The 17,801-nt window shown below is 31.0% G+C and carries 14 protein-coding genes and 2 tRNA genes; 9 read left to right on the top strand and 7 right to left on the bottom strand.

Going from position 1 to position 17,801, the window contains the following annotated elements; all coding sequences use genetic code 11:
* Positions 1–165 precede the first annotated feature (165 nt).
* Positions 166–2,199, top strand: a complete 2,034-nt coding sequence (locus ACXLDF_RS12965) for an Ig-like domain-containing protein (RefSeq protein ID WP_457558955.1) — start codon at positions 166–168, stop codon at positions 2,197–2,199.
* A gap of 505 nt (positions 2,200–2,704) precedes the next feature.
* Positions 2,705–2,860, top strand: coding sequence for a hypothetical protein (locus ACXLDF_RS12960; RefSeq protein WP_457558954.1), 156 nt, complete (start codon positions 2,705–2,707; stop codon positions 2,858–2,860).
* 108 nt (positions 2,861–2,968) lie between these two features.
* Here ACXLDF_RS12960 and ACXLDF_RS12955 read toward each other — a convergent pair whose 3' ends face one another.
* The 4 genes from ACXLDF_RS12955 to ACXLDF_RS12940 form a co-directional block, all read right to left on the bottom strand.
* Entirely contained in the window at positions 2,969–4,183 is a 1,215-nt protein-coding gene (locus ACXLDF_RS12955) for a hypothetical protein (protein ID WP_457558953.1), read from the bottom strand.
* Between the two features lie 346 nt (positions 4,184–4,529).
* On the bottom strand, positions 4,530–5,033 hold the full coding sequence (locus tag ACXLDF_RS12950; RefSeq protein WP_457558952.1) for a hypothetical protein: 504 nt from the start codon (positions 5,031–5,033) through the stop codon (positions 4,530–4,532).
* Positions 5,034–5,687: 654 nt separating this feature from the next.
* Positions 5,688–5,811, bottom strand: a tRNA-Met gene (locus ACXLDF_RS12945).
* Between the two features lie 134 nt (positions 5,812–5,945).
* A complete protein-coding gene (locus tag ACXLDF_RS12940; RefSeq protein ID WP_457558951.1) occupies positions 5,946–6,653 on the bottom strand; it encodes a hypothetical protein in 708 nt (235 codons plus the stop codon).
* A 115-nt stretch (positions 6,654–6,768) separates the two neighbouring features.
* Between ACXLDF_RS12940 and ACXLDF_RS12935 the strand changes: the two genes are divergently transcribed.
* The 4 genes from ACXLDF_RS12935 to ACXLDF_RS12920 all read left to right on the top strand — a co-directional run bounded on the left by ACXLDF_RS12935 (position 6,769) and on the right by ACXLDF_RS12920 (position 9,325).
* A complete protein-coding gene (locus ACXLDF_RS12935) occupies positions 6,769–7,920 on the top strand; it encodes an NAD-dependent epimerase/dehydratase family protein (RefSeq protein ID WP_457558950.1) in 1,152 nt (383 codons plus the stop codon).
* A 6-nt stretch (positions 7,921–7,926) separates the two neighbouring features.
* Complete coding sequence (locus ACXLDF_RS12930) at positions 7,927–8,256, top strand: hypothetical protein (RefSeq protein ID WP_457558949.1); 330 nt, start codon at positions 7,927–7,929, stop codon at positions 8,254–8,256.
* A 2-nt stretch (positions 8,257–8,258) separates the two neighbouring features.
* Complete coding sequence (locus tag ACXLDF_RS12925; RefSeq protein WP_457558948.1) at positions 8,259–8,891, top strand: hypothetical protein; 633 nt, start codon at positions 8,259–8,261, stop codon at positions 8,889–8,891.
* Positions 8,892–9,103: 212 nt separating this feature from the next.
* Positions 9,104–9,325, top strand: coding sequence for a hypothetical protein (locus ACXLDF_RS12920; RefSeq protein ID WP_457558947.1), 222 nt, complete (start codon positions 9,104–9,106; stop codon positions 9,323–9,325).
* Positions 9,326–9,354: 29 nt separating this feature from the next.
* On the opposite strand, the gene ACXLDF_RS12915 is transcribed toward ACXLDF_RS12920, so the two are convergent.
* The gene (locus ACXLDF_RS12915) at positions 9,355–10,104 is read right to left on the bottom strand and encodes a DUF120 domain-containing protein (protein ID WP_457558946.1); all 750 of its coding nucleotides are present in this window, start codon (positions 10,102–10,104) and stop codon (positions 9,355–9,357) included.
* Between the two features lie 263 nt (positions 10,105–10,367).
* On the opposite strand from ACXLDF_RS12915, the gene ACXLDF_RS12910 reads away from it, so the two are divergent.
* The 3 genes from ACXLDF_RS12910 to ACXLDF_RS12900 all read left to right on the top strand — a co-directional run bounded on the left by ACXLDF_RS12910 (position 10,368) and on the right by ACXLDF_RS12900 (position 16,587).
* Positions 10,368–11,423, top strand: a complete 1,056-nt coding sequence (locus ACXLDF_RS12910) for an AAA family ATPase (protein ID WP_457558945.1) — start codon at positions 10,368–10,370, stop codon at positions 11,421–11,423.
* Positions 11,424–11,488: 65 nt separating this feature from the next.
* Positions 11,489–14,242 (top strand): vWA domain-containing protein, encoded by a 2,754-nt coding sequence (locus ACXLDF_RS12905; RefSeq protein WP_457558944.1) that lies wholly within the window; start codon positions 11,489–11,491, stop codon positions 14,240–14,242.
* Between the two features lie 80 nt (positions 14,243–14,322).
* Positions 14,323–16,587 (top strand): hypothetical protein, encoded by a 2,265-nt coding sequence (locus tag ACXLDF_RS12900; protein ID WP_457558943.1) that lies wholly within the window; start codon positions 14,323–14,325, stop codon positions 16,585–16,587.
* A 127-nt stretch (positions 16,588–16,714) separates the two neighbouring features.
* Here ACXLDF_RS12900 and ACXLDF_RS12895 read toward each other — a convergent pair whose 3' ends face one another.
* Both ACXLDF_RS12895 and ACXLDF_RS12890 read right to left on the bottom strand, forming a co-directional pair.
* Positions 16,715–17,215, bottom strand: coding sequence for a hypothetical protein (locus ACXLDF_RS12895; RefSeq protein WP_457558942.1), 501 nt, complete (start codon positions 17,213–17,215; stop codon positions 16,715–16,717).
* 351 nt (positions 17,216–17,566) lie between these two features.
* A tRNA-Thr gene (locus ACXLDF_RS12890) sits at positions 17,567–17,698 on the bottom strand.
* Positions 17,699–17,801 lie beyond the last annotated feature (103 nt).

Genomic DNA, 17,801 nt, shown 5'->3' with positions numbered 1-17,801 from the left:
AAAAGTGAAGAAATTTTATCAAATTTTTAGTATTATGTTCAGAAAGCTTTATATAGATATGAATAAAATATCAAATAATGTAACGAAGATTGTTATATATTCATCTGTATAGTATCTTTTGCTATGTCATTGATGAATCTTTGTTACATGTGAGGTTATGAAGTTATGAAGGGTTATAATAAAAAAATAATTGGGTTTGGGGTTGTATTTACAATTGTTTTCTCCCTTTTTCTCGCATTTTCATCAAATGTTGTCGCTTCTTCTACACAAAATGCTCGAAGTATGCGTGCAACTCAAACTACAGATACCTTTACCGGTGCTGTGGCGAGATATGAGGTTGATTACTTTGAAATTACCAATGTTGAACCTGGATTGATGGAATTGTCTGTTTCGTGGGGAAACAGCTATGACATCGACTGCTACATTTGTGAAACTGCTGATTATACCAATTACTTAGCACGTGGATATACAACCAGTAATCCAGAAACATGTTCCTATAATATTCAAACTGCAGGAACTTATTATATTGCTGTTCGTATGTATACATGGTATGCATCAAGTACAAGTTATACAGCAACTGTGAATTACTATACTGGTGGAACTGCTGACACCACAGCACCAACAGTTTCAATTACTGCACCAACTAATGGCGCCACAGTAAGTGGAACAATAACTGTTACTGCTACTGCTAGTGATAATGTAGGTGTTAGTTACACCCAAATGAAAATTGATAGTGGCTCATGGACAACTGATTCAACAAGCCCTTATTCATGGAGTGTTGATACTACAACATTGACTGATGGTAGTCATACAATCACAGTACAAGCTTTTGATGCTGCTGGAAATTACGGAGAAGATTCCATTTCCATTACAGTCGATAATAATCCAAGTCAGACCCAGTTAGTCACCAAAGAATATAATGATGCAGTTGCTGGATTAGAAGTTGATTATTTTGAAATCACTGGTGTAGAACCAGGTACAATGAGTGTTTCAGTCAGTTGGACTGGATCAAATGATATTGATTGCTATATCTGTGAAACTGCTGATTATACAAGCTATTTAGCTCGTGGTTATACAACCAATAATCCTGAGACATGTTCTTATGATATTCAAACAGCTGGAACTTATTATGTTGCTATTCGAATGTATACATCTGGTGCAAGTAGTACTCCTTATACTGCAACAGTATCTTATTATACGGATGCAAATGGCGATTACACTGCTCCAACAGTCTCAATTACTGCACCTTCTGATGGTGATACAGTAAGCGGAACAATTACAGTTACTGCAACTGCCAGCGATAATGTTGGTGTTAGTTACACCCAAATGAAAATTGATAGTGGCTCATGGACAACTGATTCAACCAGTCCATATTCTTGGAGTGTTGACACAACAACTCTAAGTGAAGGAAGCCATACAATAACAGTTCAAGCTTATGATGAAGCAGGAAATTATGGTGAAGATTCAATCAGTATTACTGTTGATAATGTTCCAAATACTGGAGGAAAATATGCATTAGTTGTTGGAATTTCTGATTATAAAGCAATTAATGATTTATCCTATTGTGATGAAGATGCAACTGATTGGTATAATTATTTAATCTCAATTGGTTACGAATCCAGCAATATTATTGTATTAGGTGATGGTAATACTGCTAATTATCCAAAATATGATGGAATTGCCACTGAATATAATATTAAATACTATTTGAACTGGTTAGCAGATCAAACTGGAGAAATTGCATATATTACTTCAGGTCATGGTTCTGGTGATGGTTCAGGTTCATCGTATATTTGTGCGTGGGATTGTGCTAGTGGTGAAAATGGTGAAGATGGTGATTTATATGATACCGAAATCGCAGCAATTTTACAAACTGCTGTTGCAGATGATATATTTGTATTTATTGATCATTGTTATTCAGGAGGAATTGGTCCTGATTTAATGGCAATGGGAAATGCTGCTAAAGTTTACTGCACCACAACATGCACCGAAAATGGATATGGTTATGATGACAGCACACACCAAAATGGTGCTTGGACATACTATTTCTTAGAATATACTTTAATTAATTATTATGGAAGTAGTGCAACAACAGCCATGGAAAATGCATTTGATCATGCTTTAGCTGCCTATCCCTACAGTGGTGGAGATACTCCACAAGAATTTGATGGAAACACAGGCAGTTATTTCACATTATAGGATAAAAGATAGTTATTATTTTAATTGCTTATCCTTTTTTCATTTTTTTTTCTTTAATATTTTTTTTAGTAATTATTATTATATACTCGCTATTCACTATTCTTTCATTAAAAAAACCAAACAAAACCTGAAAAAAACGCATCAATTTCAACCATTATGGCATAAAAATTGAAATAATCAAACAAACAATTGAATAAACTCGATTAAAATGAATGTTTTTCTTTATAAGGATAATAATTTGAAATACTATTTATCAAATGTTGAATCTTTTGGTATAAATACTCAAACATCCGAAATTACAGTACATATCTTAGGTATAGGGATTAAATCGTTCAGAAATGTAGATTCTATATGCATTGATTCAAAGTAATTTAAAAGAATTAATCAATAAAACCAAAAATTAAAAAATCAAGAGTTAAAAATACCAAAAGATGATAAAAGTAAAAGTAAAAATCAGAAGTAATATTTAAATGGTTTAATTTCCAATGATTCCAGATGAGATTAGATGATTGTTCAAATATATAAAAAAAATGGAAAAATATCCATCTTTAACAATGTTAAATCAATAAATTTTGGGAACAAAGAAAAGCAAGCGGTTATTTGGTTAGAAGATGGAGAAATGCGTGTATTAACAAATTTTAAATCAATAATTTGTAAATAATTGTGTTGTAAATTAGTTTCAAAAAATAAAAAGTGATTCTTTTTCTCTAATGAATCGACTAGCTATAGATTAGTGACAATTTTTTAAAAAATAATTGATTAGTTGCAATTAAAGAAACATGCGTTGGCGCCCAAAAATTTCATAGATTTTTTGCTTTTCTTTATCATGGAAGAAATTATCTATATTTATATCATCAATAACATTATCTACCATAAATTTTTCATTTACAATCCAATCTTTTTTACTTTCATCAAATGTTCCAGGATAGAGCTGGTAGGCATAAGCACTATTGGAATCGACCATGAAAAATTGTAAATCTTTAACATAGTAAAGTAAACGGGGTAATAATGGATGAATTTTCGAAGCAGGAAGTTTTACAAACCAATTTATCTCATTTTCATTAAATTTAAAAACAGAATTAAATGGAATAGATTGCGAACGTATCCTGCGAATAAGTTGTTTTATTTTTGATTGTGTGGCATATCCTTGAATCAAGATTGCATTGGTTTGATCGCTTTCTAATGCATGAAAGAAAACTCTATGATATGAAATACATTCATCATTAATACGCTTTAAATGACGTCCAAAAGTCTGAGGTGTAAACTCGTATTGTGGATTTCTTTTTACTAAAGCTTCCATGATTTCAATATTTTTACGTCGTGTATTTGCAGTTAATTCAGATAATATGGCAAGATCACTTCGTTTTATCCATTTTTTTGATCTTCCAAGTGTCGGGGGATATTGGGATGAAAGATCTATTTTTTCATTATTTATTTTTGAAATATCTGATTCAAACCAATTTTTCCATGAAAAATCCCATGAATTTGTTTCAGGGTTCCAACTTGAAACTTTTGTTGCGTTATACAGCGCTTTAGGATTATATCTATGATAAGAATAAGATTCAATTTTTCTTTCTTTTTCTAATTTACTAAATAATTTATCTATATATTGATGACTTCCAATCGGAATACGAAATTGATTTAACATTCCATTTGAAGACCCATAAATTAATGCCTGATAAACTGTATAAGGATGGGCGATTCCAATTTTTATTAAATCAACTAATTGGCGACGATTGCTAATTGTCGCTATGACATCGACTATTTCTAAACCTAAATTGATCAAGTTAGGATGTGCAGTAACTGTAAAATAAGGAGATTCAAGATTTTCTGGATTTTCAAGATTACGTAAAATTCCAAATACCACTGATTTTGAAATATTTGATATTTTAGCCAGTTCTTCATATGTGCCTAATGGTTTTTGCTCTAGCGCCATTAAAACTTGCATTTCTCGTGTTGATATTTTCTTTTGCGAAATAGTCATATTCAAAGAATTTGCTCCCCCCATTACTACAATCGCTTTATTTTCCCCTTTTTTATTCTTTTTCTGACAACAATTTGCGAATATATAAGATTTAAATAATTAATATTACTTTGATTAACTTTTTCCTTAGCTCTCTTAGTTCTTTTTTGAAACTTTTTTTTGGTTTTGTGGTTTACAGAACATTTATAATAGAAAATTTACTATCAATTAAATTTTGACTATTAATGAAAAGAAAAAAATGAAGATGTTCTTCACCTTCAATCTTATTTCAAATAAATTGTCTCCCTTTAATTCCTTCACTCCTTGACTTCATTGGTTTCCATGCATTTCTGACAGAGTTTTTTTTTTAGTAGGAAATTACTCCATATGGTAATCCGCCATCTTTATATTCGCGAGGATCAAAAGTTAATGAATCAGAAACTGTACCTGAAAAGATTACTCCATTAACGTCATATCCCCATACATCTGCGAATATATCGAGATCATACCAACCAGATTCAGTTGCTGTGTTATAGAGTGATAAGGATACTGGCAATTCAGTAAATACTTCAGTTATCCTAAATTGCATCCAGTAAGTATAACCTGAGGGAAGTGTTAAAAACATATCAAACTTGGCATCAAAATAGCAGAGTTCCCCGGTAGGAGATTTCAAGACAAAATCGACTATTACATCATCTTCTAAGCCATCTTGATCTAAATCTGCATAAACTGCATTTGTGATTTCAAGGGGATATGTAATTTCACCTTCATAGACGGATGAACTTGGATAGGCTGAAGCAAATGTTGCTATATTACCAGCAATCAGCACACCAATGGTGAGAAGAATTGCATAACGAAAGTTTTTTTTCATCACAACACACATTCCATTTTCTATTTCCGAGATCTTATGATCTGAACCACAAGAAAAGGTTACTCCTAGTTGCAGAAAATTGTATAAAAATTTTTCGTTTTTATATTTTGAAGAATATTCTACCAAAATTCAAATGAAAAATACAAGTTCTGCAAATTTTTTCTGGTTAAATAAAGAACAAGAAAAAATTGCACAAAATTGCACTTTTTTTATTTATTCGTTCATATGCGAATTAGAGTGCGAATAAGTTTTCCTTTGTTGAAAAGAAATAATTAATTGAAGAAGCTAAATTTACTTGGCTAAAGCGGTTGAGCTGCTTAAACTTTTTATGGAAAATCCTGAATTATTGGAAAAACAGCCTAAGCTTTCTGAGAAACAGTTTAATGAATTAAAGCTTAAAGATAAATTCTCTTAAGATACTCTTTTTCAAGAATTTAAATTAATTGGAATTGAATGAATGTTATTGCCTGGTGTGAATAAGTGCGAATAAGTTTTGGAAATTTGAGATTAGGAAAAAAGTTCTTTTCAATTAATTCAGAAAAATGAAAAGAAATATCCTAATTTGAAGATTAAATTGCTTTCTCCCCGAAAATTGAGTCGATCTTTTTTATTTGAAAACAAATTTCTGTTATTTTTTTTTTCCAAAATAAATCGTACCGGAGGGGAGGATTGGACTCCCGACCTCAGGATTACAAAACGAGCGCGAAATGCGCGATCTGACCCTATTTTAGGATGGCGATTATGAGTCCTGCGCTCTAACCAACTGAGCTACTCCGGCATGAAAAATGGGACGAATCTTGGGTAGAAATGGGGGTAAACTCCACCGTCAATCGATTCAAATTCAAAAAAATAAATCTGGCATATATTAAAAATTTTGTTAGTACAATTTAGATACATATTCACTTCATTTAGTTATGTAAAAATTTCAACAATTTGTATTCCAATTCTCCAAGATATTCCCGTCATTGTTGAACCGATGGTTGAGAGAAGTAGATATTTCCATAGTGGAGCAGAATTTGAAATTAAAGTCAAAACAAGTAAGGCAATAGAGATTAATGCTAATAATTGGCGTAAACAAATAAATTGTTGAAAAGAATCTTCAATATTTAAATTTACGCCTTGATAAGGAAAGTCTTTTACCCACTTCTTCATTTGTAAATAATATAGAATATGTAAACAATTAGAAATTAAAATAATAAGAGCAATCGATCTTGAATTATTTGCATCTATCAGAAATAATGCAAAGAACCAATAAATATGGATAACGGTCTGGATCAAAAATATATTATGCAGAAATCGACTTGCAGTTATTCTACTAACCTTTTCTAGTGCAATAATATATTTTATTGAAAGAATAGAACTGAATAACCCTAAAATTCCAATACCAAGAAATAAAATTAAGAGCATTATTATATAACTCAAAAGATTATTTGCCTGGATATATTGTATCAATTCATCTTCAGACAAATAAGAATACTTAGAAATTTGATTCCAGAAAAAGAGTGAAATAAGAATAGTAACTGTTAAAAATAAAAACATTACAAATTGAGTTAATTGAGCTTTTTGAAAATGTCGGCCAAAAGCGGATTTTTCTAGAGAATAGGAATTGATTGGGGTCATGAGATCCGATATTACCTATTTCTTATCAAGATTAAAAACCTTTTTATTATTATTATTTGATTTGAAATAATTTAACGATTTTTTTAGGATGAGTATTCTATATTTAATTATTCTAATGGTTACATATAAAATTCTCATCACAGGTGGAGCAGGTTTTATCGGAAGTCATTTAGCTCATGAACTCCTTAACCAAGGGCACTATGTTATTGTTTTTGACAATTTAGATCCTCAAGTTCATTCCTACTCACCACAAACACCTCCGTTTTTAGATTCACGTGTAGAATTTATACATAGTGATATAACTAACGCCTCTACTCTTCAAAAAGTTTTGAATAATGTTGATATTGTTTATCATTTGGCAGCTAAAGTTGGAGTTGCCCAATCCATGTATAAAATTGCCGATTTCGTTCAAAATAATACGACAGGAACAAGTGTTTTATTGGATAGTTTGGTAAACAAACCAAATAATGTCAGAAAATTAATTATTGCTTCTTCTATGTCAATTTATGGTGAAGGTGCTTATTGGTGTGAGGATCATGGAATAGTATATCCTGAAAATCGATCAAAATCAAAAATTTTCTTCAATCATAAGAATATTTGGGATCCTGTTTGTCCAATATGCTGTAAATCTCTCATTCCTAAACCTACTTCAGAACGAGCTCCCACAAATCCAAGTACAGTATATGCATATACAAAATTACAGCAAGAGAATTTATGTATGTTAATTGGAAAAACATACGGTATTCCCGTTTCAATTCTTCGGTTTTTTGGAACATATGGTTCACATCAAGCACTTTCTAATCCTTATACAGGTGTTTGTGCTATTTTTGCTACTTCAATATTAGCAAGAAATTCACCCTTAATCTATGAAGATGGAAATCAATCTCGAGACTTGATTCATGTTTCTGATATTTGTCAAGCATTACAGTTCGTAATGAAAAAACAAGAAGCAAATTATGAAATCTTTAATGTGGGGACTGGCACTCCTGTATCAATTATTGAAATAGCAAATGCGATAAAAAGAATTTTAAATATTCAAGTTGATAATCAAATTCTTTATAAATTTCGAGCTGGTGATGTTCGTCATATTTTTGCTGATATCTCAAAAATTTCGGAAAAATTAGGATTTGAACCCAAAATACCTTTTAAAGAGGGAATTCGTGAATTTCTTTCATGGATTCAATCTGAAAAATCGCAATTATATTCAAGTATCTCTGATCATGCAAAAGATGCGTTAAACCAACTTCAAAAGAGCAAATTGGTATAAATAATCATGAATTACCAAATGATATTCTCCAGTATAAAATTTAATCCTGAGTTAGAAGACTTTGAAATCCTGGAATCTTATTTACTTGATTTTCGTGAAATCATTGAAAATAAATATCTTCTAATTACACGGTTAGTGTATGACCAAAATAAAATCAATCATCAAGAAAAACCAGACTTTTATTATCTTATTGACTTAAAAGCAGAGTATTCTGCTACATTTGATAGTTCTTCAATGATAGATATACTTCAGGATTTATATAAAATAGAAAAAAAAACTTTTTTCAAATCAATTAAAGAAAAATTAATTACTGACGTTTTATTGCAGGAGAACTAATTATGTGTCCCCATTATTCAAATTATGAAGAAATAATTGACTCAAAGTCATCATTTGAAAGGTTAGTCCAAACTGAATCCGAACCAGATATAGTTCTTGAATCTATCACTGAGTTGATTAAAATTTTAAATGAATTTAAATGGGTACTCGAAGAAATTAAATTTACAAAGCCGGAAAAGTATAAAGAATTTTATGATAAAATTGAAAAAGCTTCAAAAAAGTTAGATGATGTAAGTACAATTTCAGAAATTTTAGAATTTAATAATCTCTTTTCTGATACAATTTCAAATTTGAATAAATTTACTAACACTTTTATTAAAATGGAATTAAGCAAAAAATTGAAAAAAATACTAAATCAAGATTCGAATAAAAGATTCATAAAAAGACTTAGATCTCTTAAAGATGAAAGGATTGTTGATATATATTTTGATTTAAAACCATATTTTTTAGAAATTGTTGTATTGCTAAAATATTCATCAGATCCAAAAAAAAATAAAGAAAATTATATGTTTTTTGAAGAAAAATTGTTATCAATCATTACAGAATCACAATATAATCTGATAAATTACAATATTAAGATAATAAAAGGAGATTCTTTACCGAATAAGAAAAATAATATCTTAAGTTTGCTTTAATTCAAAAAGGTGAATAATAATTCCTTCTGCTGATAAACATCGAGAAAAAATCAAAAGAAATTATGAATTTAGTAAATATATTGAATTAGCAGAGAATCCTCATTCTTATGAAGATTGGCAAATTGTTGCTTTATTTTATGAATGTGTTCACGCAATAGATTCTTTTTTTAGGAAAACCTCAACATTTTTATCAAAGAAAGATCCAGAAAATCATGAAGAGAGATTTAAACGTATTCGCACTTTTAAATGAACTTATTTCAAATTCATCATTATCAGAACGAACTGCAATGTTAAATTTAAGAAGTGCTTTTAATAAGCTCAATCAACTATCTATAACTGCGCGATACGAATCTTTAGATCGATTTACTCAAGAGTATAAAATGGAGCAAGATAATATTGAAAATTGGATATCTCCAATCATTGCTACATGTTAGGAAATAGAAAATATGATCCTTTCATGTAATCAATTTTCTTTAGAATTTCTTTTAAATTCAAAATATATTGTATCTCCATCTTTAACATGAAAAAATTCGCGCAAGTATTGTTCTGAGATGAATTCTAAAGTAAAAGGTTTATGAGATGTTCTTTGTATTCGTAAAAAAGCACCTTCAACGCGCTTTTGTGGTTCTTTTTCTGACCACAAATGAACAAGGTAGCATTTTACGGGACCATATGTGCGAGATTTGTCTGTAAATCCTTCTATTTGTACGTATTGGAAATGTTCCAAGCGTTGTTCGATCAATTTTGCGTAAACAGGAAGGATTTGAAGATTTAAAGTTCCAAAATATGGAAAAAAACCAACTTTTTGATAAAACTGGGGTAAATACTTCGGATGTTTAATATAGTGTGCACCTTCACCCATTCCTGATTGTAATTTTCCAGAAAAACGATCGAATCTTTCTTTCTCTTCAAATATTAAATGAAGGTTTAAATAAACTGATTCAAGTGCAGAGTAGGCTTTTTGGGTTAAAGAAACAGTTCCTCCTTTTATTCCGTATGAACGATTGAGATAACCTTGTTGTTCTAATTCTATTATACGGCGAGATACAGTTGTTTGACTAAAAGGAAGATTTTTATATAATATAGGAGTAGGAACATTTTTCTGCTGGGGAGTTTCTTGAAGAGCGATCAAATAGAGAAAGAACCATTCTTTTTCCCCTACAAAATCTGTGGGAAATAATGATGAAGTGTTATTTGAGGACGTTTCTTCCATTATCAAAATATTGAAATCGAGATTGAATAAAAACATGAAGCTTTATTTATTTTTACATTTTTTGCGAGATTATGTATCTTGAAGATAATAAAGTAAAAAGATGGATGTGTATATTCGTGTAGATTAGTTTGATAATTTTAAAAAACCTTACAACATTCGATATTTTAAAATATTTGTAGGAGTTATGTAATATCATCAAGTGGGAATGATTTTAGTTCATTTTCATTAGATTCTTAGTGACAAAATTTTGAGGAATAATTTCTATGCCTACTAAAAATACTACGCAAAAAAAAGTAAAATCAACTAAAAAGAAGAAAACTTCGACTGTAAAACCATCAACAACAAGATCATCAATAAAATCAATTGCAAAATCAACTGTAAAATCAACCACAAAATCAACTACGAAGTCTGGTAATAAGAAATCTGCTCCATCATCTGTAGATTTTTATAAGTTGCTTCAATCTTCTTTTATTTGTGATCATAGCCCTGATGTGGAATTGGTTAATAAGGGGCAGTATAAAATTGCTTTTGATTTGTTAGAAGATGCTCAAGCATGCCAATTAACGCCAATATTAATCGGCCCTCCTGGAACTGGAAAAACCTTGTTAGCCCGCAGTTTTGCAGCTGCACAAAATCGCGATTTTGAATGGATGACTATGGATGAAGCCACTAAACCGACACATTTTGTCGGTTCTTTTGATCCGGGTGAAACTTTAAAGCGTGGATTTGTTAAAGAAGCATTTTTACCTGGACCGTTGACTAAAATGATGGTTGTTGGGGGTATTTTTCTTGCAAACGAATTAAACCGAGCTACTGAATATTGTCAAAACTCCTTTTTAGAACCATTAGAAGAACGCAGTCTTCTTCTTCCTAGATTAGGACGAATAAAGGCAAAAGATGATTTCTTTCTTATTTGTGCTGCGAATCCAAGCGATATGGCAGGAACTCATCGATTATCTGAAGCTTTAAAAGACCGTATTAAGGTTTGGATAAAATTAGATTATCCTTCAAGGGCTGTTGAGATGGATATTATTCATGCTAATATTCCTCATTCAAAATTAAGCAAAGATTATCTGAATCTCACATATGAATTGATTGCAGCAACTAGAAAGAATCGTGATATTGAACGTCCTGCATCAATTCGATCTGCAATTGCTATTGCAAAAATGGCAGGTCTGCATCAGCAAAAAAACAAAAATTTGAAAATGAAGAAATTCAAAGAAATTGCTCAATTAGTTCTTTCTGGAGGAATAAAACCACGACCTGGCCAAGATGCTGAAAAAATAATAAAAAATATTGTTTCAACTGTAGCAAAATAGAGCAACCTAATTAAATAAAGCATAGTAACTAACAAGGTTAAATTATCAAGATAGAGTAATGGAAAATGAGTTTATCGATCGATTTAATTGAATTCGCAGCAGAATTTGTAGAAACTGCCCGTGATTGTATTGATGAGGCCCCAGGAATTAAGCGTGAATTATTTACTTCACGCAAATCTCAAGCCATCTGTTCTATGGGGATTGCTTGTATTTTACGACAAGGTAAACCTTTAGAAATAAAACAATTGGTAAATTTAGCAGTTATAACTACTCCTCCTGAAGCTCAATCATATGCTGAGATGATTGCATTAAGAATTTTGCTTGATATACCTGATCCCTCAAAAGAAATCTTTTTTGAACAGTTTGAAACCAAAGAAACTATCGACACTTTACCAATTTCTAATCATAGCCAAAGTTCCATTCCAGTTCATCTTTCTCAACAGGCGTTATTATTACAAGATATATTGGATTTTCTTCAATTGAATCAATCAGTTGATGCAAATCAAGAGTTGAATTCAATTAAATTCATTGATGAATTTGAAAAATCCATTTTTGATTTAAAATCTTATTCATCATTGAGTTCACTAAAATCATCCGCACTTTCAGAACAAGAAGATCAATGGCTTCAGCGAATTCAAAAATTTACTTCTTACCAAAGATTAGGTGGAAGGTCGGAGATATTAAATCGAAAAATTTCATCTGAAAAATCATTAATGGAATTGGCGCGAAACAGCATTCTTCAATCTGTTCCATATATTGATGATGAAGGTATTATTCAATCTCATATTTTAAATTTGAATGATCAAGTTCGTGAACTATCTCATGAATCCAGAGTGCATAATGCCTTGGATCTTTTATCACTAACTGAAAAATCAGAATCATCACATTCAAGTGATCTCCTTTCGCATCAATCAGCGATAGATAATTTATTAAATCAAATATCTCATAAAGAATTATCAAATAATCTTGAACTTCTATACAAATACAGAAATTTTGTGGATCGCTATGATCTTCAAAAACATCCAAAAGCAGGAAATCTTGAAAATGTAATTTCCCAAGTTGAATCATATTTGCGAGAAAATACTCATACTATTGATGATCTTCTTCGATTTCCTGAACTTTTTACAGAGCATTTAGATAGAAAATTTTTTGATAAAATTCTGGAACAATCCCGAGATTTATTTGACGCTCAAGAGTTTTTACAGAAGTCCAAAGCGGTTGATGATAGATTGCAAACGAATTTTTTACGCCAAGGTCTTGATAGATTTCCTGACTTCTTTGAAGAATTAAATTACGATGATCTATTAGATAATCCAATTCCTAGTGCAGAATGGGAAGAATTGTTAAGGAATACATTAAAAGATTTTTTTCAACTGCCCTTCTCTATTGATGATAATGGATCTTCATATGCTGAATTGATTCAATCAGTCGATTCTTCTTCATCAGTCGATTCTTCTTCATCAGTTGACTCTTCTTCATCTGAAACTTATCCTGATTGGTTGGATCAAATACGTTTAAGGAATAAACTCGCACAAACTTTTGATAATATTTCTGAACCAAATCTTCAAGATGTGATTCAAGAGCTACTGCAAAAGCTAAATAATCAATTGATTGCAAATTCAAAAATAAGAGAAGAATTAGAAGATAGTGTTGAATTTGCCCGTGATAATCAGCTTGAATTTGATCTGCAATTTGTACGGACTAAGGGAAAACAATTCGGGATGACATCAACTGAAATTGCCAGATTAATTGGTAGTATTTTTGATTACATTAAAGCACAAATGAAAGCATCTGATATAAATTTTAATGAATTGCAAGCGTATATCGAAAAGGGAATGCTTTCAGATCAAGAACTTCAAGATCTGATTCCAATTGCGATTAAAATGCATCGTACTAATGCTTTAGGAGCGATTGCACACATCAATTTAGAATTAGTTTTAACGCAACTTCCTAATAATGATGAAGGTGAAGAACTTCTTGATCAAGCATTAGGTGCTGGTACAGGTGAAAATTTACTTTTTAATTGGTTTTTAAGTGGAAGGCATATTCCTAATCGTTTTAGGCAGATAATTAAAGATCATGCCAGGCGAATTATAATTGATTTGGCAAAAGCGCGTGCCGCCAGCTTAATCGGATCCTCAGAAGCAGGACCTTTACCTGAAGGAACAACTCGACCATATGTATTGGGTGATGAACCTGATTCGATAGATTTGGATGAAACTGTTGAGAATATTCTCGATACAGGAAAAAGCTTAGCAGATATTACTACAGATGATTTCATTGTCCGGCAGGAAGTCTCTGGACGACGTTGTGTGGTTTTCTTAGTTGATATTTCGGGATCAATGTCTGGAGCTCCTTTAGCTAGTGCTGCTTTAGCTACAGCGATGTTACTCTTTGCTTTTTCTCGGGATGAGTTAGGTGTTGCACTTTTTGAAAGTAATACTCATGTTATTTGTGAAATTGGCCAATCAATTGATTTAGATGAAGTTGTTGATGAAATTTTAGAACTCACTGCTCAAGGGGGAACTCAAATGAGTCGTGCCTTAGAATGGGCTGAAAAACAATTTGAACTCTCCAGAAGTCAAGATCGAGTTTTTATAATGGTCACTGATGCAATGCTTGGAGATTTTCTGAAAGCTGAAAAAAGTCTGGTTAAAATCTCTGATATGGGTGCGAGTAGCGCTTTAGTTGTCCCCCCAAACATGGGAAATTTTGGAAATGTTCAAGCTTTGGTTGAATCTGCTAATGCAGTTCTAATTCCAGTAGAAGATTGGAAAAATTTTCCTAATATTGTTTCAAAAATTTTAAGTAGAGTTTGATCAATAAAAAAAAAGTCACTTATTTGCTCAAATAAAAATTATAATAAATAAATATATAAAAAGAAAATTAGGCAAATATTATGGTTAGAAGATTCGTTGATTCCGCGAGACTATCTCGAGCAAAACGGATAAAATCTAAAGATGTTCTCGAATTTCAAGTTGTAAAAGACAATCCTGTAATTGCGTACTGTGTTATTCAAGGTAGTGAAAGCAAACCCTACATCATCATCATCAATTGCGAAGAGATGTATATCGCCCATTGGTGCTATGATTATGCGAGTGGATATGGAAATTGTAAACATATTGCCAAATTACTTCTTATGTTATCATCCGAACAAGTTGATCGTATATATCAAGTTCGCAACGAGCTCCAAAAAATTCGAAATCGAAATATTGATGATTATTTAAATGAAGTAAAGCAGCAAATATTACTTGAGAATCCAGATAATGAGTCAATTTCACTTAAAGATCGTATCTTTTTGCTATGCCAGAATTTTGATTCTGAAATTCATCGAAATCGGATTATTCCATCTATTATTTCTCAAATCGATGGTGAGTTATTCGAATTACCTCCCACTGCTAAGTTAATTCGCATTTTTGACATTATGTCCCTTGTATCCAAAGATCTTAAAGAGAAATTCCTTCAAGTTGTTTCTAAACCTTTTAATAATGCTTTTAAAATCGCACTCAACCACTTTTTATCCACATTTTGGATTTCTCATATCACAAACCGCTTAGAATTACTACATTATCTCGTACGTGCATCAAATCTTTTACAAAAACCTTTCTCCTTTAAATCTCTTAAAATGCCATCATCTGTTAACTCTGTTGAATTACTCGACATTTTGATTCTTTGCGAGTTGGCATTTGGTTCCAACCAGGAAGTAATTTTCGAGAAAGTTAATTCTAATTTTAAAAAATACCTTAAAGGAATTCTTTTAGATTCTCCCATTCTTCATAAACGTAAATTAATTCTTCATCGAATGTTGGAATATCACAACAGTGAACTAAAAGGATTATTACATTGGTTGGTTAAATCATCATCAGCAATTGATAATTCTATTCATAATCAAAAACGGCTGGAGAAAGTGAATTCTTTTTTCATATATCTGTTAAAATCAACTGGAAATACTGATCGAATATATTTAAATTTCGATTATGGTGAAGAGTATTCTCGTTATTCAACTAAAACCGTTCAAGGAAACCCTTGTTTGGACTATATTTTTTCCCATATTAAACAAAGTGGGAGAGAATATATAACATATGATGAATATCATGCATATTTCGTTCTTTTTAATAATTTAGAAGGAAATCATGATAAAAATTCTTTTTCTGAATGGATTGAAAAACCCAGGGAACGTTGCTTGGATTCCGTTTTGCCCGCTACAGGTGTAATTGTTCAATGGGATGTGAACGCTTCTTTGCATCATTCTGAATTTTTAGCTGCATTTGAAAATAATATCATGCTGATCATTGATAATGAATCACCAATTGCATCATCTCTACAACCCTTTGATATGACTCTTTGTGCGCCCAATTTTATTGCCTTATCTCCTAATAAAAAGAAAACCTATCCCCAATTAATTTTAATGCCTGATCAAGTTGTTTTACTTGTAAAAAAGGGAATCAAAGTCATTTCTAACATTCTTCCATGGAGTGTCTTAACTGAATTTTACTCCGGAATTTATGTTCCTGGTGGACGAATATCCTTAGCCATTAAGCAATGTATTGATTTTCAGTTTGTTTTCGGGGCACTTCATCTCAAAGAAGAATTAGAACATATTTATCGCGGAAGTACTTCAGGGATTTCGGAATTGATGTATAAAGAATTAAGAACTAAATTAATTGCCAGCACACATAGACTTAACGACGAAACCCGAGAGATATGTAAGAAAATTCTTTTTGCTGAAGGTCCTGAATTATCCTTTTTTCTAAATTTACTTGGGAACCCAATTGTAGATTTACATTTAAAATTAATTATGAAAGCCGCAATTGCAGAAGAAGATATTGTCGAATTTCGATATTCAATCATCCAAAGCATTTTTAAGGAGCTTGTTGGTTCTAGAGGATTTACATATAACCGATTTAAGCGAATTCAAGAGCACACTTATGGTCTTTATGGATTTGTGCCTATTTTACTTTCTGATTTTTTCAAAAAACACATTTCTCGATTAAAAACAATATTAAAAAAGGGTCGTAAGCCTACAATAAAACAACTTTATGCAAATTTGTTTGCTCAATTATATCTTCGTGAACAGAATATCCGATCAAATGTAGAATTAACTGCAGAACAGTTTCAAGCGCTTCAGTTAAAAATGGAATCATATATCCAACAGTTGAATTAATAGTTGATTTTATTTCGATTATTGAATATGATTTTAAGTAACTTTCTTAATTAGTAAAAAAAAATATTGAATTTATTGTCACTTCATGAAATATAAATAAAATTCGGCCTTAGAAATGCTTCTATTGTTAACGCTTTGCATGATTTTTAATAATACTAATAAGTTTTCCAAAAATAGATAGTTGGGGTTTATTCTCAGTGTTTTTAACTTCATCAATATACATTTGAATTTGATGTTCAATTAAAACCTCGAATTTTTTAAAAATTGACATATCAACAGCCTCACCATTATCTATAGCCATTAATTCTTCTTTGTACATCTCCTCAAATAATTCAAGCATTCGATACATATTCTCTTGTATAGAAGGAAGTTTTATAAGATCTTCACTAAAAACCCCTATTAGCATTATTTTATTTCGTCGATTAACCACTATTTCTAAATCTTTAATAAGAATTCGGGTTTCATTAGTTTCTAATCCTCCTCGATCTGAATATTGATGTATCGATGAAAAGAAGGGTGTTAGGAATTTTTCGTCTAGATTTTTATCTATTTTAACAGACACTAATGGAAGCCCATTTTCGGTTGCAAAGACAATCATTTTGAATTGTAATCGCATATTTTCTTCCATAATTAGATAGAATCAATAAAAGCTTATTAAATTTTTTCAAAGCGATTAAAAATGACTCCTTTCAATGATTAATTTTTGAATTTTTCCTGAAAAATAATTAATTTTCTGTTCTATTATGTGTTAATTAGATTTCTGGAGATTATATGGTATTAGCATTCAATTGGGAAAATGAATGTAGATTAACCTTAAAAGAAAATTTTAAATTAATATTTATATAGCAATCAGAAAATCAGAATTATAATTATCCTTAGCAAGGCTTCTAAATATAACGAAGATATGAAAGTATATTTTAAGAGGGAAATGAAAATATCTCTCTTGATGTTCTTAATAATTAACTTGAAAAGGAAATAGAGCCTCCGGGGAGATTTATTCAGTATCTGGGATATCCAGAATAATATTGAACTCCCGACATCCACCTGTATAGAACGGTGAAAATTTCATCGTTTTACCAAGGTGGCGTAATAACCGCTAGACTACGGAGGCATTTGAGTAAGGAGATGCAAGTAATGATGATTTAAAAACATTTACTCACAGATCTTTACAAGTAATTTAATAACGGATTTCATAAAAATTTTGTGAAATTAAA

Source organism: Candidatus Harpocratesius sp., from assembly GCF_054039255.1.
This window is presented reverse-complemented; position numbering and strand designations above follow the sequence as displayed.